The sequence below is a fragment of the Emergencia timonensis genome (genome assembly GCF_900086585.1).
Classification (GTDB): domain Bacteria; phylum Bacillota; class Clostridia; order Peptostreptococcales; family Anaerovoracaceae; genus Senimuribacter; species Senimuribacter timonensis.
In genome coordinates this window covers 1,015,443-1,041,000 of sequence record NZ_FLKM01000008.1, presented here as the reverse complement: position 1 = coordinate 1,041,000, position 25,558 = coordinate 1,015,443, and the positions used below count along the sequence as shown (strand labels likewise).

Annotated in this window: 19 protein-coding genes and 1 riboswitch; of the genes, 2 read left to right on the top strand and 17 right to left on the bottom strand. The window is 47.9% G+C overall.

The window, feature by feature from the left end; all coding sequences use genetic code 11:
• Positions 1-7: 7 nt before the first annotated feature.
• The 5 genes from BN6539_RS06260 to BN6539_RS06240 form a co-directional block, all read right to left on the bottom strand.
• On the bottom strand, positions 8-1,390 hold the full coding sequence (locus BN6539_RS06260) for a glutamate mutase L (RefSeq protein WP_067535274.1): 1,383 nt from the start codon (positions 1,388-1,390) through the stop codon (positions 8-10).
• 306 nt (positions 1,391-1,696) lie between these two features.
• A complete protein-coding gene (locus tag BN6539_RS06255; protein ID WP_067535270.1) occupies positions 1,697-2,881 on the bottom strand; it encodes an acetyl-CoA C-acetyltransferase in 1,185 nt (394 codons plus the stop codon).
• A 98-nt stretch (positions 2,882-2,979) separates the two neighbouring features.
• Positions 2,980-3,915 (bottom strand): DUF2156 domain-containing protein, encoded by a 936-nt coding sequence (locus tag BN6539_RS06250; protein ID WP_067535267.1) that lies wholly within the window; start codon positions 3,913-3,915, stop codon positions 2,980-2,982.
• Entirely contained in the window at positions 3,912-4,664 is a 753-nt protein-coding gene (gene surE / locus BN6539_RS06245) for a 5'/3'-nucleotidase SurE (protein WP_067535264.1), read from the bottom strand. Before surE ends, BN6539_RS06250 begins: the two co-directional genes overlap by 4 nt.
• On the bottom strand, positions 4,661-5,386 hold the full coding sequence (locus BN6539_RS06240; protein ID WP_067535262.1) for an NAD-dependent protein deacylase: 726 nt from the start codon (positions 5,384-5,386) through the stop codon (positions 4,661-4,663). Before BN6539_RS06240 ends, surE begins: the two co-directional genes overlap by 4 nt.
• Positions 5,387-5,721: 335 nt before the next feature.
• Between BN6539_RS06240 and BN6539_RS06235 the strand changes: the two genes are divergently transcribed.
• Positions 5,722-6,855, top strand: a complete 1,134-nt coding sequence (locus BN6539_RS06235) for a patatin-like phospholipase family protein (RefSeq protein ID WP_067535259.1) — start codon at positions 5,722-5,724, stop codon at positions 6,853-6,855.
• Between the two features lie 16 nt (positions 6,856-6,871).
• On the opposite strand, the gene BN6539_RS06230 is transcribed toward BN6539_RS06235, so the two are convergent.
• From BN6539_RS06230 to BN6539_RS06180, 10 genes are all read right to left on the bottom strand, one after another.
• Positions 6,872-8,752 (bottom strand): AAA family ATPase, encoded by a 1,881-nt coding sequence (locus tag BN6539_RS06230; protein ID WP_067535257.1) that lies wholly within the window; start codon positions 8,750-8,752, stop codon positions 6,872-6,874.
• Between the two features lie 445 nt (positions 8,753-9,197).
• Positions 9,198-10,502 (bottom strand): phosphomethylpyrimidine synthase ThiC, encoded by a 1,305-nt coding sequence (thiC, locus tag BN6539_RS06225; RefSeq protein ID WP_067535254.1) that lies wholly within the window; start codon positions 10,500-10,502, stop codon positions 9,198-9,200.
• Positions 10,503-10,640: 138 nt separating this feature from the next.
• Positions 10,641-10,749, bottom strand: a riboswitch (TPP riboswitch).
• A gap of 44 nt (positions 10,750-10,793) precedes the next feature.
• Positions 10,794-12,320, bottom strand: a complete 1,527-nt coding sequence (locus BN6539_RS06220) for a Na+/H+ antiporter NhaC family protein (protein WP_067535251.1) — start codon at positions 12,318-12,320, stop codon at positions 10,794-10,796.
• Between the two features lie 10 nt (positions 12,321-12,330).
• On the bottom strand, positions 12,331-13,272 hold the full coding sequence (locus tag BN6539_RS06215) for a dimethylarginine dimethylaminohydrolase family protein (protein WP_067535249.1): 942 nt from the start codon (positions 13,270-13,272) through the stop codon (positions 12,331-12,333).
• A gap of 4 nt (positions 13,273-13,276) precedes the next feature.
• Positions 13,277-14,230, bottom strand: coding sequence for a dimethylarginine dimethylaminohydrolase family protein (locus BN6539_RS06210; protein ID WP_067535246.1), 954 nt, complete (start codon positions 14,228-14,230; stop codon positions 13,277-13,279).
• Between the two features lie 144 nt (positions 14,231-14,374).
• Positions 14,375-15,754 carry a sigma-54 interaction domain-containing protein gene (locus BN6539_RS06205; RefSeq protein WP_067538133.1) on the bottom strand — a complete coding sequence of 460 codons (1,380 nt, stop codon included), beginning with the start codon at positions 15,752-15,754 and terminating at the stop codon, positions 14,375-14,377.
• Positions 15,755-16,066: 312 nt separating this feature from the next.
• Entirely contained in the window at positions 16,067-16,309 is a 243-nt protein-coding gene (locus BN6539_RS06200; protein ID WP_067535243.1) for a hypothetical protein, read from the bottom strand.
• Positions 16,310-16,496: 187 nt separating this feature from the next.
• A complete protein-coding gene (locus BN6539_RS06190) occupies positions 16,497-18,806 on the bottom strand; it encodes a vitamin B12-dependent ribonucleotide reductase (RefSeq protein WP_067535237.1) in 2,310 nt (769 codons plus the stop codon).
• A 70-nt stretch (positions 18,807-18,876) separates the two neighbouring features.
• Positions 18,877-21,585 carry an ATP-binding response regulator gene (locus BN6539_RS06185; RefSeq protein ID WP_067535234.1) on the bottom strand — a complete coding sequence of 903 codons (2,709 nt, stop codon included), beginning with the start codon at positions 21,583-21,585 and terminating at the stop codon, positions 18,877-18,879.
• Between the two features lie 95 nt (positions 21,586-21,680).
• Positions 21,681-22,238 carry an ECF transporter S component gene (locus tag BN6539_RS06180; RefSeq protein WP_067535232.1) on the bottom strand — a complete coding sequence of 186 codons (558 nt, stop codon included), beginning with the start codon at positions 22,236-22,238 and terminating at the stop codon, positions 21,681-21,683.
• 130 nt (positions 22,239-22,368) lie between these two features.
• Here BN6539_RS06180 and pdxR point away from each other — a divergent pair, with 130 nt between their 5' ends.
• Positions 22,369-23,751 carry a MocR-like pyridoxine biosynthesis transcription factor PdxR gene (gene pdxR / locus BN6539_RS06175; RefSeq protein WP_067535229.1) on the top strand — a complete coding sequence of 461 codons (1,383 nt, stop codon included), beginning with the start codon at positions 22,369-22,371 and terminating at the stop codon, positions 23,749-23,751.
• Here pdxR and BN6539_RS06170 read toward each other — a convergent pair.
• Both BN6539_RS06170 and BN6539_RS06165 read right to left on the bottom strand, forming a co-directional pair.
• Complete coding sequence (locus tag BN6539_RS06170) at positions 23,743-24,708, bottom strand: serine hydrolase domain-containing protein (RefSeq protein ID WP_067535226.1); 966 nt, start codon at positions 24,706-24,708, stop codon at positions 23,743-23,745. The two genes, pdxR and BN6539_RS06170, sit on opposite strands and share 9 nt — an antisense overlap.
• Positions 24,662-25,540 carry a MerR family transcriptional regulator gene (locus BN6539_RS06165; protein WP_067535223.1) on the bottom strand — a complete coding sequence of 293 codons (879 nt, stop codon included), beginning with the start codon at positions 25,538-25,540 and terminating at the stop codon, positions 24,662-24,664. Before BN6539_RS06165 ends, BN6539_RS06170 begins: the two co-directional genes overlap by 47 nt.
• Between the last annotated feature and the right edge of the window lie 18 nt (positions 25,541-25,558).

The window sequence follows — 25,558 nt, the reverse complement described above, 5'->3', positions numbered from 1 at the left end:
GCATTGACTAACATCGTCTTATGCTTTTCATCATTATTTCAATTGCTGCATCTTCATCTATTTCCTTTAGCAGACCTGCTGCAAATAGAACATATTCTGTGTCCAAATAAGGTTCAATGGCCTCAGGCAGTAGGATGCCCTTGTCTGCGCTGTCCCTCTCTACCGCCTTCAAAATTTCTGAAGGATTAGGATTATGTACCAGAATTCCGCCTGTACCGATGACCTTTGATACCTCAGATATATTTTTACCTACCTGAATATTCTGACACGACTTGTTGTAGGAGGGCATCACTTTTCCTGTATGCCGCCTGCTTGCTGCATATACCGCAGCTTTTGCAATCATATCATCTATGTGCTTTTCTAATTCATTATCCGGCAGAAAATCTGTATTCTGCGTTCGATTGTCAACGGCTTCTCGAAGTTGATCTTCTGTAATTGCCAACGCACTGATTACGGCATCTACATCATTTTCTTTCATCACACCGCTGGAAGTTTCCCTCATTCCCAAATCACCCTCCACTGTCCGTTTTCCAAAGGGTTCTGCAAGACCTACCAGCTTCGCGCCTTCATAACTTTTGTTTTCGTTGAAAGAGTAAACATCTGTAGTCGCGCCGCCCACATCTACAATCATCAACGGTCCCAAGCCCTGACAGCTGTCAGTCCCTTTGTTCAACAATTCTCCGGCCGTCAAAACCGCCACAGGTGTAGGAACAAATTGATTGTCAAACGCTCGTTTTACGTTCCGAAATCCCTTCATATCAGTGATACGTTCTAAGAACAAATTTCTGATGACATTCTGGGTCGGTTCTACGTTGAGCGCCCCTAACTCGGGGATGATGTTTTCTACAGTGAAACATTGTTTTCCGTGTGCCGTCAGGGTCTTTCGGACATCTTTGCCGAGAGCAGAATTGCCAGAATAAATGATGGGCACTTGTACGCTCGAATGAGCCAGCATCTGCGTATTTTTCCATACCATCGAAGTATTCCCTCGCTCGTAGCCGCCACATAGAAGAACAATCTCCGTTTTACTTCCTTCCAGGTCTTTCACCTTTTCTCCCGTCATAAGACCGCTGTAATTCGCAATGATTTTTCCACCGGCGCCAAGAGCTGCTGATTTTCCGGCCAGGGTACTCAGCGAATTAGTCAGACCAATCACAGACATCCGCAGACCGCCAGCTGCACTGGACGAGGCTAATTTTACTGCTTTTTCAAATGCTTCATGACCGATCACTGTCTCTGCCAGCTGGAAACAACGGTTCAAACCAATTGCCGCATCAGTTCCCACACTGGAAGCGACCCTGTCACTCAGCAATATTTCTCTCTCTTCTAAATCTATCACAACAATTTTAGTAAAGGTACTGCCAAAATCTACCGTAATCGCATGTTTCATCTGCTTACCTCTTGTCTGAGATCTCCGCTCTCTGTTTGCGTTCCATTCAATAGTTATTTTTTTATCATTATGCCACCATTTGTGCTTGTTGTCAAGTCATATTTGTTGTACGACAACAGTTTTTCTAATTCTCTGACAAAATAATACAAGGGATGGACTCAATCAAAAAGAGCACTTTCAGGTAGCATATCATTATTCTTAGCCAGAGTGCTCTTATTTTTCGGTTCAGTACTCACACGATAATTTACAGTACCATAAAAAGACCCGCATCAAATGAAACGGGTCTTTCTTTTAATTCATTTTATCTTATTTTTCAACAACCATAGCAGTTCCCATACCGCCGCCGATACATAATGCAGCCAGACCATATTTTGCGTCTGCTCTCTTCTGCATCTCGTAAATCAGAGTGATGAGGATTCTAGCTCCGGAAGCTCCGATCGGGTGTCCAAGCGCGATTGCGCCACCGTTTACGTTGAGCTTTTCTGGGTCGATGCCAAGGTCCTTACCTACTGCTACAGACTGTGCTGCGAAAGCTTCATTTGCTTCGATTAAGTCCATGTCCTCGATCTTAAGTCCAGCCTTTTCTAATGCTTTCTGTGAAGAAGGTACAGGTCCGATACCCATGATCTTAGGGTCAACACCTGCAGATGCATATGCTTTAATTGAGCAAAGAGGCTTCAGTCCTAACTCGTCAGCCTTTTCTTTGGACATTACTACTAGAGCCGCACCAGCATCATTGATACCAGAAGCGTTAGCTGCAGTAACAATTCCGCCGTCTCTCTTGAAAGCAGGTTTCAGCTTCGCAAGCTTTTCAATTGTGGAACCGAACTTAGGGTGTTCATCAGTATCAAATACGATTGGATCGCCTTTTCTCTGTGGAATTTCAACCGGAACGATTTCATCTTTGAATTTGCCAGCTTTGATTGCAGCTTCAGCCTTCTGCTGTGAAGCAAGTGCAAACTCATCTAATTCTTCTCTTGTCAGACCCCACTGTTCAACAATGTTCTCAGCAGTCATACCCATGTGGTAGTTGTTAAATGCATCCCAAAGTCCATCGTTTACCATCATGTCTACCATCTGTGTGTTGTTCATTCTTGCGCCCCATCTTGCTGCAGGCATAGCGTAAGAAGATGCAGACATGTTCTCAGCACCACCAGCGATTACGATATCAGCATCGCCAGCTTTGATGATCTGTGCAGCCAGTTCAACAGCTCTAAGTCCAGAACCGCAAACCTTGTTTATTGTCATTGTAGGAACTTCGTTTGGCAAACCAGCATCAAGAGACATCTGTCTTGAAACGTTCTGGCCTAATCCGCCCTGTAATACGCAGCCCATGATTACCTCATCAACCATCTCTGGTTTGATTCCAGCTCTTTCAACTGCCGCTTTAATAGCGATTGCACCCAAAGTTCTTGCTGAAACGCCTTTCAGTGATCCCCCAAAGCTTCCGATTGGTGTTCTGGCTGCGCTTACGATTACTACCTCTTTCATTTATATGTACCTCCTTTATTTAACAAGCCATTATTTTGGCTGATTGACAATAATTATATATTTGTTAAATTCTTCACATACTATTCTACTATATCCACTTACAAAAAGCAACCCGAATATTTTTCTTCCATGTGGTCCGGCTTCAGCGCTTCCTTAGCATGTCTCAAATTCTCAAGCCCCATGTCCTCTTCTCTATTTAAATAAACGATTTCTTCCGGTAGGTTTTTGCAGAATTCGCTGCAGATCGCCTGGTAAAGTCCTCTGAAATCGTCATTGGCTTTTTCAAAATGTTCAACTGCAGTATCCTCGCTCAATCTTTCTCCAATGCCAAAGGCCTGCAGCTTGCCGTCAATCAAAATCGCTGTGGAATACACCTCGCTTCTGTCCACAAATTTCATAATTTCACGAATGGCTTCTTCTTCCATACGAAGACTTTCCATCTCGTCCGCATCATAATCTCTGCCCTCACGCATCTGCACGACAAAATCTATAACTTCCTCAGTCATCTCTGTAGTGAGCGGTTTCGTCTCGTATTGATAGTTTTTCAAAAAATAGTTCAGATGATTTTTCTTTTTGTGGAGCGCCCTTCCGCTAAGGGTAATCATCTTATCCTTCCGATAAACGTACTCGTCAGAATCCCTGTCATGTTCAAATATCATCTCACCGGGAAAAGCGCTTTCCAAGAATTGTACCATATGTCCCGGTACTAATTCAATAAGAAATTTGATTTTTCTGTCATCAAATCTGCGTTTTGCTTCCAAAATGGTTTCACGCAGTTTCTCTGGTTCGTAAACGCCATTTTTCGTAAGCGGCATGGAGATAATAGCGTTGGGATCGCCAATCATACAGTCCGCGCCTGCCATACACAGATAATCGCCGATAACCTCCCAGCACAAGCAGTGGGTATTCCGCCAAATATAATTGGCCAGGAAGGTATAACCTGCCCCGCGATAATCGAATCCGTGGAAATATTCTTTCAGTACTTCTGCATCTTTCTCTGTCAATTCTTCAAAACAATGTTTGAAAATGTTCATATATTAAAGCCCCATTTCTTAACTGTTTCTAAATTCTCGTAATCCGTAAAATCAAATTGCAGCGGCGTAATCGTAGCATAGTGGTTGGCCACCGCCGTAACATCGAACTCCTCTGCCTGGTCTTTAAAATCAGCAGGCTGTCCTGATAATTCGTATTTATTGTCTTCAATCAGATGAAATTTATCATCATAATATCTCTGTCCCAAGGGAACAAATTTAACACCTTTGATTTCTTCTTTTGGCAGATCTGGCACGTTGATACTAATTACAGTATGGGGGTCCATCTTTCCGTAGACCTTATCCATGACGTCTACCGCCAGTTGACCAGCAACGTCAAAGTGTGTCGCTTGGTGATCATCCGCGGAAACTGCCACTGCATGATATCCACTGAGAGCCGCTTCTGCTGCAGCCCCCACGGTTCCGGAATATAAAGTATCCCGTCCCAGGTTGCTGCCCATATTAATACCAGAATAGACCATGTCAATTTTGATACCAGCCTCTTCAAAAAACTGCAGTCCGATTTTGGTGCAGTCTGCGGGGGATCCGCTGGTTTGATAGGCCTCTTTTGCATAAGGAAAATTCACGGGTTGTATGGTCACTGGCTGCCCTAAGGTCACAGAGTGACTCTTGGCGCTCCGCTGCCCGTCAGGCGCACAGACGTAAACATCCGCAGCTTCCGACAAAGCTCGTACCAATGCCTGAATTCCCGGTGCATTTATCCCGTCATCATTTACTACTAAAATATTCATTCTAATCTCATAACCTTTCCGATGGAATCATAGATCACCAGGCTGGCCTTGCCGTCATAAGGCGTCTGCGTCTTATTGATGAGAACTAAGTTTTTACCTTGAAAGTAATTAATCAGGCCTGCTGCTGGATAAACTACTAAGGAAGTGCCTCCAATAATCATGGTATCTGCCTTTGAAATCGCATCTACCGCACCCTGGATACAGTTCTCGTTTAGCATCTCTTCGTAGAGAACCACGTCCGGCTTGATGATACCACCGCACTCACAGTGCGGAATGCCGTGTTTGCAATGGGCTTCGTCCATAATATAATCTACATCGTAGGATTTGCCGCATCGTTCACAAAAATTCCGCAACACGCTGCCGTGAAGTTCGTACACGTTCACACTGCCAGCTTTTTGGTGAAGACCATCGATATTCTGTGTAATCACCGCTTTCAGCTTGCCCGTTTGCTCCAATTTAGCCAGCGCTTTATGTGCATCGTTGGGCTGGGCTTCTGGATAAATGAGGTTCTCCTTATAATATTTGAAAAACATCTCTGTATTATTCTTATAAAATGTGTGTGACAGCATGGTTTCTGGTGAATTGCCATACTTCTGCTGTGCGTGGTAGAGCCCGCTTTCGGAACGAAAATCAGGTATATTACTCTCTGTAGATACACCGGCGCCGCCAAAAAAAACGATGTTTTCGCTTTCATCAATTACTTTTTTTAATCTGTCATCCATCTTGTTATTTACCTCCCTTTCAGGGTATAATGAACGCAAATATCTTATAGCTTCGCTGCAAAGAAGCGTTCATTGAATCATGTGCTTCGATTATTTTCTTAAAGGAATGCACATGGTATAATGGTTTCTCGTTCTTACGACGTTGCCTTTCTGCCCCAAGCTTGCTTGGCTAGGCAGAACGGACAGCGGAGTGAACTGTGCGAGCGTAGGAATATTGCTGAGCAATATGTTGTCGCAGGGTAGAAACCATTGAATCACGACATTCAATTCTATTTTTATTGGAACTGTCGTGGTATAATATCATAGTATACCATAAATAAAGGGGGATTGTGTATATGAATGAAAGAAAAATTGCATTAGTTTTAAGCGGGGGAGGATCCCGCGGCGCTTATCAATGTGGAGTTTGGCAGGCGCTTTCCGAATTAGGTATTAAAATAGATATTGTGGTCGGTGTTTCGGTTGGTGCCATCAATGGCGCCATGGTCGTCCAAGGCGACGTGGTGAAGACAACAAATCTTTGGAGGGAAATGGCGACCGACATGGTTTTTGACGTAGATGCAGACGCTCAAATTCAGGACTTTGCAAAAGAATTTGTCGTCAACCGAGGCGCTGGATCGACGGGAATGCAGAAAATGATGCGAGAATATATCGATGAAGACGTGGTCCGTGATTCCCCCATCGAATACGGATTGCTGACCGTCGAATTTCCTGCCATGAAACCCTACTATGTATGGAAAGAAGATATCCCAAGAGGTAAGCTTTACGATTATATCACTGCCAGCGCATCGGCTTTCCCGGCAGTCCACACGCATCAAATCAACGGGAAGGACTTTATCGATGGAGGATATGAGGATAATCTTCCGGTTTCCATGGCGCTGGAGAAAGGCGCTACAGAGGTTATCGCTGTCTATCTGGATGCCATCGGACGTTTCAGGCCGGAAGAATTAGAGGAAGTGCCAAATCTGACCTTTATTAAAAGCAAATGGGATCTAGGAGATTTTCTCGTCTTTGATCACACAAATACGAAGAGAATTCTCCGCATCGGTTATCTGGATGCCATGAAAACATTTGAAATATATGATGGCGGCTATTATACTTTCGCAAAAAATGAATTCGATAAGCGCACTCTGAAACAGGCAGACGTAGCGGCAAAGATTTTTAATCTGGACCCGTTGATCTTATATCGGAAGAACGGTTTTCTCGAGGCGTTAGAACAGGCGGTTATCTCCGCCAATGACGATATGGATCTGGATATCGACATGTCTCTATCCTCGCTGAAGTCCCTTGCCTCTTTAGGCAAAATGAAAGAGATTCTCAAGATTGCCAACCGCAGAACGGTAACCTTGTTCATTGCTGACAGTCTGCGCGCCAAAAGCAGCGACAGTATTTTTCTTTCAAAATACGCTCGCCGCATTCTGAAAGATGAGGTTAACGCCGCCAAGTTTTTGGTAAACAACGGGCTGGTCTAACAGAGCAACTTTCGCCCTAAGATTCTTCTACCTTTACTTGCACCTGTTTTCCGCAAAAAGCCGCGCCGTATCTAATAATTTTATCGACACCCTGCCGCTGCAGCTCCGTTTCATAGCTGCAGCTTTTTATTTGACGGAGAGCTTTGTCGGCCAATTTTTGAAGCTGTTCTTCACTGCTGCCCTGCGGAGCGATTTTCAGTTCTATGAGAATGCCCGGCATACCTTTTTTCCGCGGCATCAACTGGATATCATAACGGCCAATCCCGGATTCCCTGTTGGAACTGATAAAATAGTATCCTGCAAGCACTGCGCACAATCCCAAGAGCAGACCGTGATAAAAGCTCTCTGATGCCGTATCGTAAAAGCTCACAGTCCGCATCAAAAGCTGCGATAGTTCTTCTTGAAGCAGACTGCCATTCCCCATATACAGGGCCTCCTGTATGGCAGAGACTACACCGTATGAGACAATCTCCTCCATCACAGCGAGAATCTCTGTGTTATATGCAAGCTTGATTTCTTTGTTGGGAAGCGCAACACGGTATATATATGCGCCGTTGTACTGCTGCTCCTTTTTTACGATTTTCAGATATCCTGTCATCAGCAGAAAGCTGTAGACCGAAGCCGGATTCTTTTTCATCTGCGGATAGATGACACCGATGTCTACCGTGGTCAAAACCGTCCCGTCCAGCATCAGTTCCGCCAATTTAGCACGTATTTCCGGCGTAGCAGCCTCCAATACCTCTCCGATGATATCATTACTGCTGGTGGAAAGCCAGAACGCCTGCGGCTCACATTTTCGATTAAAGTAATTGATCACAGACCATGGATTGAAGATCTCGCTGTTCCCAAAGCGATAGCCGTCGTACCACTCACAGACTTCTGCATATTTCTCCAGCACGCCATAATATCTGCACATCTCTCTGACTTCATCCGGCGTAAAACCGAAATATTCGCCGTATCGTTCCTCGAGGATGGAATTCACGTTGAGATTATTGAGGCCGCTGAAGATGCTCTCCTTTGCCACGCGCAATATACCAGTCAGGAAGCCGTAAGAGAGATGCGTGTTATCCTTGAGGCCATCTGAGAAGAAGTTTCGCATAAAGGTCACTACCTGATCGTAATACCCCCTCACATGACCCTGCTGTACAGGCGTATCGTATTCGTCTATGATTAAAATCGGTGCGACGCCGTAGTGATCGTCCAGCATCTTAGAGAGCCGGGACAACGCCTGGGTCAGTTCTGCGCTGCCTGCTTCTAGGGCAAGAATCTTTCGGAAATACGCCTTTTCAAAGTCACTGCAGCGGTCGCTCTCAAGAAGTTCCATATGTCTGCCGAACTCTCTTTGAAAGAGCAATCCGATGATCTCGAGGCATTCCTTCCAGGTGGCAAACTTGATATCTTTAAAGGTAAAAAAAATCACTGGGTATCTGCCCTGATGGCGTCTGTATTTCTCTCCACACCGCCAGATTTTCTTGTCCCTGAAGTAGACGGAGGTGTCTTCCCCTGTGTTTTCAAAAAACACGCGAAGCATATCCATATTCAGGGTTTTGCCAAAGCGGCGCGGCCGGGTAAACAAGGATATTGCAGGCAGTTCATCGAGCACATTCTTAATCATCAGGGTCTTATCGATGTAGTAATAATTCATCGTGGCTCTACAATAATCTGATACACCGATGGGCAGCGGCCGTTTGGCTCTGTAAGCCAAAGTCGGCTTTCTTAGGCAGAAAGAATCCTTGATACGTAAATCAGAAGGTCTTTGTGCGTCCTCCGGCAGCAGCCATCTGCGGTCTTCTTTGTATGCACCCGGAATACGTCCCTCTGCACAGAGTTTGGATACCCGTCGGTCAGAAATCCCCCAACGCCAGGCTGCCTCCTGACAGCTCATCATCTTCTTCATCGTTTTCCTCCTGATTTTTATAGCATAGGTCCTGCCACGGCGCAGGCTGGTACGAAAAGGCAATGCAATGCTTTGCTACGCTATGCTGTTTCTTTATTCTACCCTTTTTTCGATGCAAGCACAACGTGATTCGGAATAAAACCAGCTTTTGTTCCCAAAGCAGCGATTACCCCTGCGGTCTCATTCCGCCTTCTCCTGTATGTATTTATTTTACATTTTTAACAGTTATTTGTCAATCATTTTTACATTTTATGGTAGTTTCTCCGTATACAGCCGTCTGCGGCTGATGCCATGGTGGGGAGTGCCATACTTTACGCATACGTAAAATCAAGGCACAAAAAACGGAGCGGAAATCGCAGCGAATCAATTTCCCTCCGTCAATGGTCCGCTTGAACGAACCCAGTAACTGGCCAGCAGTCAGGTTCCTCATCGTCAGCAGCAGTGTCTACAGTATGTCGATATGCTCTCCTGCCAAAGCTTTGTTCATGCTGCGCACAGCGCAGAACTTGCCGCACATGGAGCAGGTATCGTCGTGTTCCGGCTTGCGCTCCTGACGGATTCGCTTTGCCGTCTCAGGGTCCATGGCGCACGCCCACTGCGCTTCCCAGTCCAGCTCTCTGCGGGCGTCTGCCATGCGGTCGTCCATCTCTCGTGCGCCGCGGACCCCTTTGGCGATGTCCCCTGCATGGGCGGCGATCTTTGCGGCCATAATGCCCTGCTTCACGTCCTCCACATTTGGCAGCGCCAAGTGTTCTGCCGGCGTCACATAGCAGAGAAAGGCTGCGCCTGCTGCCGCAGCAATGGCTCCGCCGATAGCCGCCGTAATGTGGTCATAACCGGGAGCGATATCAGTGACAATCGGCCCCAGCACATAAAAGGGCGCGCCGCTGCAGATCGTCTGCTGCAATTTCATGTTAGCAGCAATTTGGTCCATAGGCATGTGTCCCGGCCCCTCGACCATGACCTGGACATCCTTTTCCCAGGCTCGCTTCGTCAATTCACCCAGGCGCACCAGTTCCTCGATCTGGCAGACATCGCTGCCGTCGGCCAGGCAGCCGGGACGGCACGCATCCCCTAAAGATATGGTTACATCGTATTCACGGCAGATATCGAGAATTTCATCGAAGTATTCGTAAAAGGGATTCTCCTTTCCTGTCATGGTCATCCAGGCGAAGACCAGCGAACCTCCGCGTGAAACGATGTTCATCTTCCGCTTGTGCGTCTTGATCTGTTCAATCGTCTTGCGGGTAATGCCGCAGTGCAGCGTGACGAAATCGACGCCATCCTCTGCATGAAGCCTGATTACATCAATAAAGTCCTTTGCAGTCAAAGTATCAAGGTCTCTCTGATAGTGAATGACCGAATCGTAAACCGGAACGGTGCCGATTATGGCAGGACACTGCGAAGTTAGCTTGCGGCGGAAAGGAATGGTATCTCCGTGGGAGGAAAGATCCATGATGGCGTGGGCACCCATATCCACTGCCGCCATGACCTTTGACAGTTCCACGTCCATATCCTTGCAGTCCCGTGATACGCCCAGATTGACGTTAATCTTAGTCTGCAGCATAGAACCGACACCCTCTGGATTGATGCATTCGTGAAGCCGATTGGCGCAGATTGCTACCTGACCTGAGGCGACCAGAGGCAGCAGTTCCTCTGCACTCATCCGCTCCTTTTCTGCCACTATCCTAAGCTCCGGCGTAACAATGCCTCTGCGGGCCGCTTCCATCTGTGTTGCATACTGTCTCATTTTCATTTCTCCTTTTCAGTGTTCTTTGTCAAATGCCGCAGTCTGCTGTAAGTCTTAGTATCTGCGCGGGGAATCCTCACGTCCAAACACGCTTACACGCAAAAAACTGCCAATCGCCGCATAGGTTCATTGACAGTTTCTGTTCCGCAAATATTTCCCTACGTTGGCATTATCCAAATCAGGTTGCAGGTCGAGGCAGTATCAGCCTCCTCTCAGCCCATTACTATGAGCTCCCTTTTTAAGTTATATAGAAATGATACCATTTCCAGATGTCCATTGCAAGAATAATCGCTATTCTGTCGTCTCGCTTTCCGGATGTCTCCCTTTGTCCACACGGTTCATGATGTAAAGGAACAGCACCATGCAGACGATGCTTACCGCCAGCGATATAAAGCCGTTCATAGTGATTGCCGCTGTGACAAATCCAGCAATCGAAGCTAAAGCCGCTAACACCGCATACGGCAACTGCGTTCTCACATGGGCGAGATGATCACAGGATGCTCCCAGGGATGCCAAAATCGTCGAATCACTGATCGGTGAACAATGATCGCCGAACAAGCTGCCTGCCAAGCTGGCTCCAATTGCCGGGTAAATAGAAACGTCATTGGCCAGTGCCAGCGGAATGGCAATTGGCAGGAAAATGGCGAAAGAACCCCAACTGGAACCCGTTGCAAAAGATGTGATACATGCTGTTATAAACAAGGATATGAACATGATGCCCGGTGTCATAAAGCCTCTTGTCGCCTCTACAATGTAGTCCGCTGCTCCTACGTCAGAAGTCACGCCCCCGATGCACCATGCAAAGATCAGAATCAAGATCGCTTCAATCATCTGTTGAAATCCGTCAATGAATACCTGATACCCCTCTTTAAAGGTGAGGACTTTATTCTTCATGGCAATCAATACGCCTACCAGTGCTGCAGAGAAAAAAGCTACCGTCAGACTGAGCATCGTATCGCTGTTGGTGATGGTGTTCATAAAGCCCTCACCCTTCGGTCCAGTATAGTACATAGTGGCAAAGAGACTGCCAATCAGGACGATCAGAGGAACAATCAAACCCCAGGCTGTAGGATGTGCTCCTTCTTTCAATTGAAATGTTTCCGATTTTTTAATATGGGCATCATCGGCAGTCAGCTTGCCAAGCTTTCTCGCTCTGATTTCAGCCTTTCTCATCGGTCCGAAATCCCAGCCTGTCACCGCAACGACCAGCACCATCAAAATAATGGTAATGGTGTACAGATTAAAAGGAACGGATTTGACAAACACGTCAACCAGGTTTGTACCAGCAGGCAGACTTTCCTTGTAAATTCCCATAACCAGCGCGCCCCAGCCAGTGATAGGCAGAAGCAGGGGTACCGACGATGCCGTCGAGTCGCAGATGTAAGCCAGCTTCTCCCTGGAGATTTTCAGCCTGTCTGTAACGGCCCGCAAAATCGGTCCTACGATAACGGAGTTAGAGGAGTCGCTGAAGAAAATCATCAATCCTCCAATCCAGCCTGCAATCTGTCCCTGCTTTCTCGTCGTGATCTTATCTTTGACTGCCTGACCAAACGCCCATGCGCCGCCGCCTCGTTCCAGCATGACGGAGAAGCAGCCCACAAATAAGGTCATGGCGATGACACCTGCATTCCACGGGTCAGCAATCTTGGGAATCATATAATTGCCGAAGATATCTACAAATCCCACAATGGGATTACCGGCGATCATAGTCGCTCCGACAAATACCGCCGCAATCAGTGATAACAAAACGTTCTTTGTAATAAATGCAAGTACAATTGCAAGTAATGGAGGCAGTATTGATAATATACCAAAATCCATAGTTTCCACCTTATCCTCTCTTCAGGAATGCGGTGCAGCAGTGAATGGCACCGAACCCTTTCATCACTTCATCAAATTCTACCGGTATAACCTCTATTCCATTCTGTTCGAGCAGTTCCTGGCTGCGCGGATTTCCTGCCGGCATGACGATCCTACCCGGTGCCAGTGCCACGAAGTTGATGGCAAAGGACTGTTTCGCCTCTGTCTGCGACGGGCATTCAAGGAGCTTGATTCCCTTTTTCTTCAGGGCATCACACACGTCATAAGGTACCTGCGATGCGTGTATCATAGCTACATCTTGGCTGGCAAAGTTGAGGTTGCCGTCGATGTGGGCGTGGCCGTAAGGCACCTGCATGTGCAGGATTTCTGTAACACCCATGCGGCGGAGTTCGTATTCGACCATCTCATATCCGCTGCGGTTGGTTCTGACCCCGGAGGCCAGAATTGCGGTTCTGCGATCTACCCACATGACCATGGCGCCTTCAAAGGTGGCATCACCGCAGATGGTGCGGATGATGGGAACCCCCAAGTCAGCCAGCGCTTTTGCCGCATAACGTTCTTCTCCGCGGCGCGCCTCCATAGCCGGTCTGGTCACAATGGCTCCCTCCGGCGTCATCAAAGCTAAGTCTCTGCAGAATAGGGCGTTGGGTTTGTCCTCCCGCTGTTCCTCTATGTAGTGGACCCTGACGCCGTGAGCACGGTAGATGTCCGCCAAGGCATCGTGCTGTGCCCGAAAGCGCACAGGATCGATCGCTTCCTTAAACCTTGCTGCCTGCCAGTCAAAGTGTTCGATCTCTTTCCCCGGCCTGCGCATCAATACCGCCTTCAGCGTATCCACTTCTGAGCAAACGCCCCAGTCTCCCCAGAGATCCTTCATATCGTCGATGATGGATGATTCCTTAGGAAACCATTTTTCGCCTGGAATCGCGTCAATGTCTCTTCTTTTTTCCATCCTTCTAACCTCTCTTCAAAAATGCGGTGATGCAGTGCAGCGCGCCTCTGCCTTTCATGATTTCCGAAACGTCTACCGTCAGCACTTTGATGCCGTTTTCTTCGAGAAGAGCCTGACAGCGGGGATTCCCCTCCGGCATCAAAACCAACCCCGGCGAAAGTGCCACGAAGTTACAGCCGAAGGTTTCTCTCACCTCCGTCGTAGACGGCGCTTCCAGAACCTTATAACCTTTCCTCTTCAGCACATCTAACACGTCATAAGGCACCTGGGATGCGTGAACCATGACCACGTCATTGCTGGCCGCATTCATCAGGCCGTCGATGTGAATGTTGCTGTAGGGCTGCTGCATGTGAATGACTTCTGTAACACCCATGCGGCGCAGCTCGGTCTCCACCTGTTCATAACCACTGCGGTTGCATCGGCTGCCTGTGGAAAGGACTACCGTTTTGCGGTCTACCCACATGGCGTTGGCGCCTTCAAACATGCCGTCGCCGTTGATGGTTCTTACGATGGGCACCCCCAGGTCTGCCAGCGCCTTTGCGATATACCGTTCTTCGCCTCTTCTCGCTGCCATGCCCGGTCTGGTGATGATGGCGCCTTCCGGTGTCATGAACATCAGATCCCGGCAGAATACGGCGTTGGGCCTGTCCTCCCTCTGTTCCTCCACATAGTATACCTTTACCCCGTGCTCCTTGTAGATCCGTGCCACAGCGTCGTGCTGCCTGCGCATCAGCTCCACATCTACAGGTACGTCTGCAAAGCGGTATTCCGCAGCGTCAAAGTGTTCTACCTCCTTGCCCGGCCGTCTCAGCAGAACTGCTTTCAGCGTATCCACCTCAGACGAAACGCCCCAGTCTCCCCAATATTGATTCATATCCTCTTCAAAAGTGGTTTCCTTGGGAAACCACCGTTCTCCCGGAATCGCGTCGATGTCCAGCTTCTTTTTTTCTTCATTCATTTCTATCGCCTCCAAACTTTTACTCTGCCATTATAAAGAGCAAAAGTCGTGCCAAAAAGAAAAACCGCTTTTTCAGCGGTTTCATACATTGCGCATTTTAGGAGTCAAAAAATTTTTACTCCTTTGTCATAAAAACTTGTCATTTTACTCCAAATTATATTTACTCATCTTGTAGCTCAAAGTCTGTTTAGAAATTTTCATTTTCCTTGCGGCCGCCGACAAGTTCCTGCTTCCGCTCAGCGCACGGCGAATCAAATCCTTTTCAAACTCTTCCATAGTTTTGTTCAGAGAAAATGCAGGATGATCTAGGTCGATACAATGTCCGTTTATGGCGCCGCACTGGCTCCGTTCCATGGCATTGAGCAGATATTCCGGCAGATCTTTTTTCTGAATAAAACCAGAGGAGGTGACGTTGAAAGCGCCTTCGATGACGTTTTTCAGCTCTCTGACATTGCCCGGCCAATCGTAGCTGCGGAAAATCTCTTCCACCGTCTCGTCGATGCCGATAATGCTGCGGTGCATTTTCTCGTTGTATTCTCCGATAAAATGGTTGACCAAAAAAAACAAGTCGTTGCGTCGTTCCTTCAGCAGAGGCAGGGTCAGCTGCACTACACTGAGACGGTAGAACAAGTCTTCTCTCAGCTTGCCGGCCTCCATACAGTCGATGGGGTTCTCGTTGATGGCAGAGACGATTTTCACGTCGATGGGGATTGGGGCTACGCCTCCGATCCTAGTGATTTTCTTTTCCTCGATCGCCTTGAGGATCTTTGCCTGGACACTGATCTCCATGGAATTGATTTCATCGAGAAAAATGGTACCGCCGTTGGCAATTTCAAAGATGCCCGGCCTGTTCTCCGCTCCGGTATAACTGCCTTTGACCGTGCCGAAGAGGATGCTTTCCAGCAGATTAGCCGGGATGGCCGCACAATTCTGTGATACGAAGCGTTTTTTTCTGCGGCAACTGCTGGTGTGAATGGATTGCGCCACCAGTTCTTTGCCTGTACCTGTAGCACCAACGATCAATACCGAGGAATCGGTATCGGCAATCATACAAATGCGCTCTTTAATCAGCTCCATCTGCTGTGACGAAGTGATAATGTCGTCCACTGTATATAACGCTTTCTCTTCGGATTTATCCTTCAGCTCAAGGGTGATATCCTGTCGTTCATAGGCCGAGTCCATATACCGAGAGACATCCACAGCTCCGATGATTCTGTCACCGGCTTTGATAGGCATGGTGGTGTTGATGGCATTAATACTCTGCCCATTATACGTAGACAGGGCCTGATATTCATTGGAAATAGGCTTGCCTGTTTTCAGTACCCTGAGCAGGCTGCTGCTTTCCTCCGTCAGATTCGGATAAATCTCCAGAACATGCCTGCCAATCAGGTCCTTCTCTTTCAAATTATTGACGTCTGGCCTGTAGGTGACAAAATACTCGATGATTCCCTTGGCATCTACCACCAGAATTCCATCGATATAATTATATAAATTTAAAATCTGTTCCACATATCTTCTCAGCATGGCGTCTCCTATCTGTTTGCCTCTTATTATAGCTTTCGAATTTCGGATGGTCAAACAAATTCGCCAACTTTTTTCATTCCAAACCTGTTTTCTACCCGCCGTCCTCTCTGCAGCCTGGCCTCCGTTATGCAAATGCCGCTCTGCTCTGTTCGCATGCGTAACCGTTTTGCCGGATTCACCCAATTCTGCGTAACTGCCCCTCTGCTGCCCGGCCTCCGTTATGCAAATGCCGCTCTGCTCTGTTCGCATGCGTAACCGTTTTGCCGGATTCACCCAATTCTGCGTAACTGCCCCTCTGCTGCCCGGCCTCCGTTATGCAGATGCCGCTCTGCCCGGCTGGCTTGCATAACCGTTTTGCCGGATTCGCCCAATTCTGCGTAACTGCCCCTCTGCTGCCCGGCCTCCGTTATGCAAATGCCGCTCTGCCCTGTTCGCATGCGTAACCGTTTTGCCGGATTCGCCCAATTCTGCGTAACTGCCCCTCTGCAGCCCGGCCTCCGTTATGCAGATGTCGCTCTGCCCGGCTGGCTTGCGTAACCGTTTTGCCGGATTCACCCAATTCTGCGTAACTGCCCCTCTGCTGCCCGGCCTCCGTTATGCAAATGCCGCTCTGCCCTGTTCGCATGCGTAACCGTTTTGCCCAATTCGCCCAATTCTGCGTAACTGCGTGGCAAATGCTCGCAGGGCGCAGAAAAAAATGCACCGGCCTGAGCCGGTGCAAATCCTATTCTATCGTTCAAGTTTAGCCACACTTGGAAAATCCACAGTTGCGGCAGATGACACAGCCGCCTTCATGTTCAACGACACTTCCGCATTCCGGGCAGGCGTGAATCTCATTTGCGGTGGCTGGTACGATGGGATGTCTCTGAGGAACAGGCGTCTCCGTCGGCATCTCATAGCCTGCCCTTTCTTTCGGCTGCTCTTCAATCAGCTTAGAAACTTTCATTACCACTTTGGCGATGGCGTCCGGGCAGGATGTGCAGCTCATACCCTGCTGTCTAATCGTGGACGGACATCTGATTCCTTTCAGCTGGTCATAGACTTCGTTGATGGAAATTCCGCTGCGCAGAGCCACGGACACCAGTCTTGCCGTCGCTTCACTCTGGCTTGGGCAGCCGCCTGCCTTACCCGTGCTGGTGAACACTTCACAGATTCCATTCTCATCATAGTTAGTCGTTACATACAGACTGCCGCAGCCGATTTTCATCTTCTCAGTAAATCCACGTGTGATGTCGGGGCGAGGACGCGGTTCAATATGTCCAAAATCGATTTCATCGCAGGTTGGGCAACTGGAAGGGCTTTGATGTACGCTTTGAATCGGCGCGCCTTCACGGTTCACCTTACCGATATTGAGCACCTGCTCTTCACGGCTGCCGTCGCGGTAAATGGTCACACCTTTGCAGCCTTCTTTATACGCTAGCAGGTAGACGTCTCTGACCTCGTTTCTCGTCGCTTCCTTCGGGAAGTTGACAGTCTTTGAAACGGCATTGTCCGTATATTTTTGGAAAGCAGCCTGCATCTTGATGTGGTCGATCGGTTTAATATCATGAGAGCACACGAAGACGCGGCGTACTTCTTCAGGAATCTCTTCGCAGTGAGCAATCGTTCCCTCTGAAGCGATCTTCTTCAAAACGTCGTCATTATAAAGTCCCAGTTCTTTCAACTTTGCCATCAGTACAGGGTTGACCTCGATCATCTCTGTACCGTCCATAATATTGCGAATAAAAGCGTACGCGAACACCGGCTCCACACCAGAAGAGCACCCGCCAATGATAGAAAGGGTGCCTGTCGGTGCAATCGTTGAAACGGTCGCATTTCTCATGGCTGGTCCGTCCTTGAGTGTGCTGACTGAAAATAATGGGAAGGTGCCTCTCTTCTCTGCTAATCTGGCACTTGCAGCATGACCGGTATTGTTGATGTAGCGCATCACGCGCTCCGCCAGTTCTACAGCTTCGTCAGAATTATATGGAATCCCCTGCATGAGAAGTGCATCCGCCCAACCCATGACGCCCAGTCCGATTTTTCTGGAAGCCCTGGTTGTTTCAGAAATCTTCTCTAAAGGATAGTTATTCGCATCTATGACATTATCGAGAAAATGCACGGCCTTTTCTACGGTTTCGCCCAGCAGGCGGAAATCCAGTTCGTAACCAGTCAGAGTCTTGCGAAGCATTTTGACCAGGTTTATGGAGCCCAGATTGCAGCTCTCGTATGGCAGCAGTGGCTGCTCGCCGCAAGGATTGGTACTTTCAATCTCACCTTGACTTGGTGTTACGTTATCGCGATTGAGCCTGTCTAAGAAGATGATGCCCGGCTCTCCATTTCTCCAGGCGTGGTCGACAATCATATCAAAGACTTTCTCCGCGCTGAGATGGCCTACGGCCTGTTTGGTCTTCGGATCGATCAAATCGTAATCGCTCTGCTTTTCCACAGCTTCCATAAAAGCCTCGGTAATGCCGACGCTGATATTAAAGTTGGTGATTTCGCTGTTGTTGGCTTTGCAGTTGATAAAGTCTAAAATATCCGGATGATCGATGCGAAGCACACCCATGTTGGCGCCCCTTCTGGTGCCGCCCTGCTTGACCGCCTCTGTAGCGGCGTTAAACACTTTCATGAAGCTGACGGGGCCGCTGGCAACGCCGCCGGTGGATCTGACTGCCGAACCGCTTTGGCGAAGCCTGGAAAAAGAGAAGCCCGTTCCGCCGCCTGATTTGTGAATCAACGCCGCATTTTTGACAGAATCAAAAATGCCCTCCATACTGTCTTCTACAGGCAGTACAAAACAAGCTGAAAGCTGTCCTAAAGCCCTGCCTGCATTCATCAAGGTCGGTGAATTGGGCAGGAATTTGAGGTCTGTCATCAGCTCGTAAAATTCGTCGCTTTGCGCTCTCGTATTTGTACTGGTATCGTAATTCGCATCTACTGCTGCGATTGTATCTGAAACTCTGCGGAACATGTCCTCAACGCTCTCGAGAACGTTGCCGTTTTCGTCTTTGCCCAGGTATCTTTTCTCTAGTACCGTAAGGGCATTTTTGCTTATTTCTTCTATTGCCATTTTTTCCTCCTACACATTATATATTGTCACGCAAATCATTATATCACTATATGTAGTATACGGCAATGGGTTACAGCAAATTTTCTAAAGTTTCGTAGAGCAGCTTGACGTTGACCGGCTTTGCGAGATAGCTGGTAATCCCTGCAGCCTTTGCCTTCTCTATATCTTCCTCAAAGGCGTCCGCAGTCATGGCTATAATTGGAATATGTTTCGCATCTGCTCTAGTCATAGCGCGGATATTGCCGGTTGCCGTCAGACCGTCCATTACCGGCATCCGAATATCCATTAAAATACCGTCGAAGTAGCCCTCCTGGCTGTCTGCAAACTGGTCAACTGCTTCTTTCCCATTTACGGCACAGAAAACTTGAAGGTCTTTTTTCAAGAGAAGCTTTTTGGCAATCTCCCGGTTCATATCGTTATCCTCCACCAAAAGAACCTTTTTCCCTGCTAGAGATTTTTCTCTGTTCTCTTCTGCCGGCTGTTCCGCGATATCTTTTTCAGGCGCCATCTTCAGCAGCAGCCTGATGGTAATTGTCGTGCCGACGTCTTGTTTGCTTTCAATGGTAAAAACGCCGTCCATCATATCAACGATGCTCTTTGCAATCGCCAGACCCAGGCCGGTTCCTCCCCCCGCTCCGTCATTGCGCTCTTGGGCAAATGGTTCAAAGACGCTTTTGAGAAACTCCTCTCGCATACCGATACCTGAGTCTTTGACAACAAAGGTCGAATCTAAAAATCCTGAGCCGTTGTTTACCGCCCGTATAGAAAACTCTACCCGACCACCTGCAGGCGTAAATTTGACCGCATTAGTCAGCAGATTGATAAAAACCTGATCGAATCTGATCTTATCAACTAAGATATCCGCTCCGTCCAGTTCATAGTTGCAGATGAAGGCAATCTCCTTCTGCTTGCAGAGGGGCTCCATCATCACCCTGATCGTTCGTTCAAAGTCTTCATACTTATAGGGGGATGGCTTAAGTGTAAATTCCCCGCTCTCAATCTTTGCCATATCCAGTACGTCGTTGATCAGCCTGAGAAGATAACCGCTGGAGGCATCGATGGACTTCAGATGTTCTCTTATCTCCTGGGGGTTGTTCACCTCATCTTCTGCCAGGGCTGTCACTCCCATAATTGCATTGAGCGGTGTTCTCATCTCATGACTCATCTTTGATAAGAACTCACTCTTTGCATTGTTGGCCTTCTGCAGCTTCAAGTTTTCTGCTCTTTTACGGCGATTGAGAAGCACCACTGCGATGAGACTGATGACAAGCACGACAAAGGCGGCGACGATGCCCATGGCCCGAACAGGATTCTTACGAATCCAGGAGGACAGCAGCGCCTGATTGCCGATTTGCGACGATTCTAACAGATAGGAATTCATCGTGGCCGAATCCACATTTTCAATCACCTCGTTTACGACGGCAATCAATTCGCGCGAGGCATCCTTGCTGAAGGAACAGACATAGTTGCTTTTTTCTTCAGAAACCGGCAGGGTGGCTATTTCCTGATATGCGTGGTTAGAGATATTGTAATTGACAACCAGGGAAGAACCATAGCCGTAATCTGCATCTCCTTTTTCCACTCGTTTCATCTCCTTTTCTAAATCTCCTGTTTTACACTGTGTAAGCTTAGACAGGTCGGAGATATCGGCCGACTTGTTATAATACAGTACCTTATCACTGGTTAGAAGCGGCACGGAGAAAATCAATCCGTTTTCATCTGCCCACTTGTAGTCTTCTGGTACAGCCAACGTCATATCGTATTTTCCCGAGGCCATGGCCTCCTTCAGCGTCATTCCTTTGGGCAGGCTGCACAGCTCAACTTTTAGGCCGGTCGCCTCCGTCAGGCGCTTCATAAAGGAGACAAAAATGCCTTTATAGGTGCCGCTGGGTTCTTGTGACTGCAGCGGTTTAACCTCATCGGGCACCAAAACCTTCAGTTTCTTTTTTTTCTCAATGTACGTCTGAGAGGCGGTACTGAATGCGCATTCTCCCTCTTTGTCAGAAAAATACTTGTCATGCAGATCTTTCCGGTAATCCGGCTCAACGTACTCGATAGACTCTATCGCCTTATCTATCTCACGACAAAGCTGCGAATAATCTTTTGAGCAGGCGAAATAAAAGGGTCTGTCGGCAAAGCTGGCTATGACTTTGGTTCCGGCCAGCGGTAAGAGGCTCAAAGATACCATGACGTCTGCTTTTCCATTTTTAATAGCTTCCAATTGTGCTTCTGCTGACTTACATTTAACCTCAGTATACTCGATGTTGTTGGATTTGCAGAAGGCGTCTAACTCTTCATTTCTGGTATCCGCCATATCCATCACAGCGACTTTCAAGTTTTTGCGCAAAGCCAAATTGTCCCCGTTGATAGCAGTATTGGTCTTACTGGCAAGCAAAGTCGTAAAAGCGTACCCGTAACCTTTCTCCGGATACGCGTACATGTCCGCCAATGCCTCGTTATAGACCAATCCGCTGATCATATCCACCTGGCCTTTTTCTACCTTATCCATCATCTCCACGATGGCCCCATCTAAACTGTCCGTTGTAGGGAATACGAATTCCACATCCCAGTTGGCATACTGCGCCATCTTCATGATGTAATCATATGAATATCCGCTCAAATTGCCGTCTTCGTCTTTTTCCATCAGCCCTTCTTGCTCAACAAAGGCGACTTTCACGCTTTTATGATCCTCGTCACTGTTGCCACCAAAGGCCGTCACGGTGAGGCTTAATAAAACAACAACGGCTAAGAAAACAGCAAAAACTCTCTTTCTCTTCATATTAACCCACTCTCCTGCAATTCTATTCATATATGATATCATGAAACACATAAAAAAACGAGAGAATTCTCATTCTCTCGCTTGAAATTCTGTTCTTATTTGATGGCAAAATATTTCTTTGCCGGCGTCTTACACAGCGCTGATGCGATGATACTTGCAATGACCATACCCACGGCGAACTGACCGACGTTCCACGGAATGCTTGGAACAGGTACCAGCAAATTGCCGTACATCACTGCAGACGCAATGTAATAACCGACTACCATTTCGATGCCGGCAATGACCATACCGACGATTTCCATGGCTGATATGCCAAAGCTGCCTGTATTGTTCCTGCCCTTTTTCTCCATATGTTCAACAAAGGCGCCCATGAGGAAGGCCATGAGGAATTTGATAACTAAAGTCCACGGCGCCCAGAAGGCATAGCCGCCGATGATGTCTCCCATGGCAGAACCCACGCCAGCCGCGATACTGCCGTTCTTCTTTCCCAGCACCAGAATGGAGAGGAAAATCATGGAATCGCCCAAATGCACGTACCCTTGGGTAAATGGAATAGGCAGTTTGATGAACATGGTCGCTACCATAATCAAACACATCATCAGTCCAGTCATCACGATGGCTGTTATCTTATTATCGTTTTCATTTCTGATCATTATTCTCACCTGTTTCATATTCTATCTGTTGACATTTTCTATCGCAGTATTATAATAGCATTAAAGTGTAAATAATTAAATATGCAAATTTAATTATTTTCATATGAACAGTTTGGAGGTTTTTGCTGAAATGAAGCCGATTACACTACAGTTTAATCACAATAGTTCTACACCACTCTACATACAGTTATACCGGTATCTGAAGGATGAAATCAACTGCGGCAATATGAACGCAGGAGAGAAGCTGCCGTCTCTGCGGCGTTTGTCCAGGGATCTATCCATCAGTATTACCACGACAGAACTAGCCTACAATCAATTACTGGTAGAAGGCTATGTGACCAGCAAGCCGCAGTCCGGCTATTATGTCGCCAGTATCGCAGGGCACTTTTCTGATGAAAAGGCCCATACAAATATCAGCTATGACTTTACGACCTACACCTTTGAGGATTCGGCCTACAAATACGATTTATCCTGCTTTGATTTCAATAAGTGGAAGAAATGTATGTCGCGAGTGCTCAATGAATATTCCCATTTGCTTTTATTTGAGAGTGACCCCCAAGGCGAAGCGGCCCTTCGCTTTGAGGTTTCCAAATACGTTTATACGTCCCGCGGTGTCATCGCCGCCCCCGACCAAATCGTCATCGGCGCCGGTACCCAGCAGCTGACCTCTCATCTTTGCCGTATCATGCGCAAGATGAATATCGGTCATGTGGCGACAGAAGATCCCGGTTACCTGCCAGTACAGAACATCTTTCGCGACCACGGTATGAGCATTACGAAGATTCCCGTCGTCTCTGACGGCATCATGATTGAAAAACTGCCGACCAACATTCCGGCGGCAGTCTACGTCAGTCCCTCTAATCAATTTCCCACGGGTTCCGTCATGCCCATCGGCAAGAGATACCGCCTCCTCGAATGGGCAGATGAAAACGACAGCTTTATTCTGGAGGACGATTACGACAGTGAACTGCGCTATTTTGGCAAACCAGTCCCCGCCCTGCAGGGACTGGACAAGAACGCCCGCGTCGTCTATCTGGGGTCCTTCTCGTCCACCCTCTTTCCTGCTATCAAAATCAGCTACATGGTTTTGCCTAAGGAAATGGTAGAAATCTTCGATGCTATCAAAAGCGACTATACGCAGACCTGCTCAAAGACAGAGCAGCTGACGCTGGCGCTTTTCATGGAAGACGGGCTGTACTATACCAACATCAAAAAACTGCGCAACCTCTATTCCCAGAAGCTGCAGACGGCCCTGGCAGCTTTCTCAAAATACGGAAAAGGATTTACCACGCCCACCAATACCAACTCGGGCATCAACATCATCCTCAAAGTGCGGACTCGCAAAGACCCCGGTCAGCTTTCCGCCATGGCGAAGATCATCGGACTCAACGTCCTGCCCGCCGCCAGCCTGACCGACCAGGATACCGCCGCTTTGATCTTTTATTATAATCAGATTCCTCTGGACGAATTGGAAAGTTCTATCGAAGAGATGATCCGCCTATGGTCAGCATAAAGGTTCAATATATCTTTGAATCAGCTCGATACTGTCTTTTGCCTCCGGTTGCAAGAATGCGGCGATGGAGATAACCAGCCCTTTCTCTGCGTTAACATAGATCGCATTGCCGCCGTCGCCCATGGCCGAAAATCCGCCGTCGTTCACCCACCACAGATAACCGTATGGCAGATTCATCTCCTGCCAGCGGCTGTGTTCTCTGGTGCTCTGGTCGATCCACTCTTTGGATACGATCTGCTTTCCTTCCCAGACGCCGCCGTCCAGGTACAACTGGCCGATCTTTACCATATCTCTGGCAGAAAGGGTTAGCCCCCAGCCAGCGGTATTGGTCCCCGCCTCATCACAGACCCAGCCGCTGATATCTGAGCGCGTATTAAAGGCCATCTGCTCCTCCTGGCTGCTGAACGCGACCGGCTGCTCCACCGTCATCCCCAGCGGCGAAAACAGGTTTTCCTTCGCAAAGTCGAGGACGGACTGGCCGGTGGCTTTGACCAGAATCCCTGACAGAATATCCGGTCCGATGAGGCCGGCATATCTGAAGGTTCCGATCTGATTGGTACCGCCCAGCAAATCCAAAGAAAATGTCACGAAGTCGCTGCTGGTGAAGTAATCGATATATGGCGCCTCCTCATATTGATAAGGGGCGGTCATCGTCAGCAGATGTTCCAAAGTCACGTCCGCAATGGTTTTCTCCCCTTTCTTCACTCTGTAATCCGGAAAAAAGTCCAATACCTTCTGCTGGACGCTTTTGATATACCCCTTGTCTATAGCGATACCAATCAGTATGGACACGATGCTTTTGGTCACGGAATAGACGTGTAGGCGGCTCTGCTCCGTACAGCCATTGAAGTAATGTTCATATAGCAGCCTGCCGCCCTTCTGCACAGTCAGACCTGCAATATGACTGTATTCACTCTCGATCATCGCTTCCAGTTCTCTCTGTTTCTCTTGATTCATAAGATCCTCCTCTTTTCTTTCTGATTGGAAAATAGATTTCCGTAATCAGTTCACTTTCCTCTGAGACCTGAGAAGGATCTGTCACGTAGACTTCGTAGAGGGCGTCACTGCCTTCATATCCGTGATTTTCTGCCCACTGGCACTGTCTTGCGTATACAGAAGGCAATTGGCGATAGGATCCGTGCAGGATGGTCTTCAGACATAGTCCCGGCTGGAAATCTCTCGTTCCTTTTACACATTCCTCTATGGGAACTGCAAATTCCGTATCCATGCCCTCTGGCATAAACGCACTGCTGTGAAACAAGACCATTGGCGGTGCCGTCATCGTCAACTGCTGGTCGGCGATTTTTCGAAACAGCCTGCCAAAGTATGTTCCATAGGCGTCTGCGAATTCATAGTCTCTGACCAGCCTGCGCATGGACAGCAGATTCATCAGCGGTACATCGGCAAGCCCTACGTCGATTTCGTCCATATAATTCATTATGGATTTGCCTTCTTGTAATCTGTCGATATCATCTCCCAACTGGTCCAAAGTGTTTTGAAATTGCCGCATTTGTTTTTCCATCTCACTTTTCTTTTTGCTGAGAATCTGACAAAGCATCTCAGCCTCCGCCTCATCAGATCCCAGTATCCGCTTGATTTCCTCCAAAGAAAAATGATACGACTTCAAGCGGTTGATAAACAGCATTCTCTCCAATTGTTCGACTCTGTAATACCGATAGCCGTTTTCCGGATTGATTTCCTCCGGGCGCAGCAGTCCGATTTCGTCATAATAGCGAAGCGTCTTGGCAGACACCTGACAGATCTTTGAAAACTCACCGATAGACAGCATCACCGTCTCCTTTCCTTC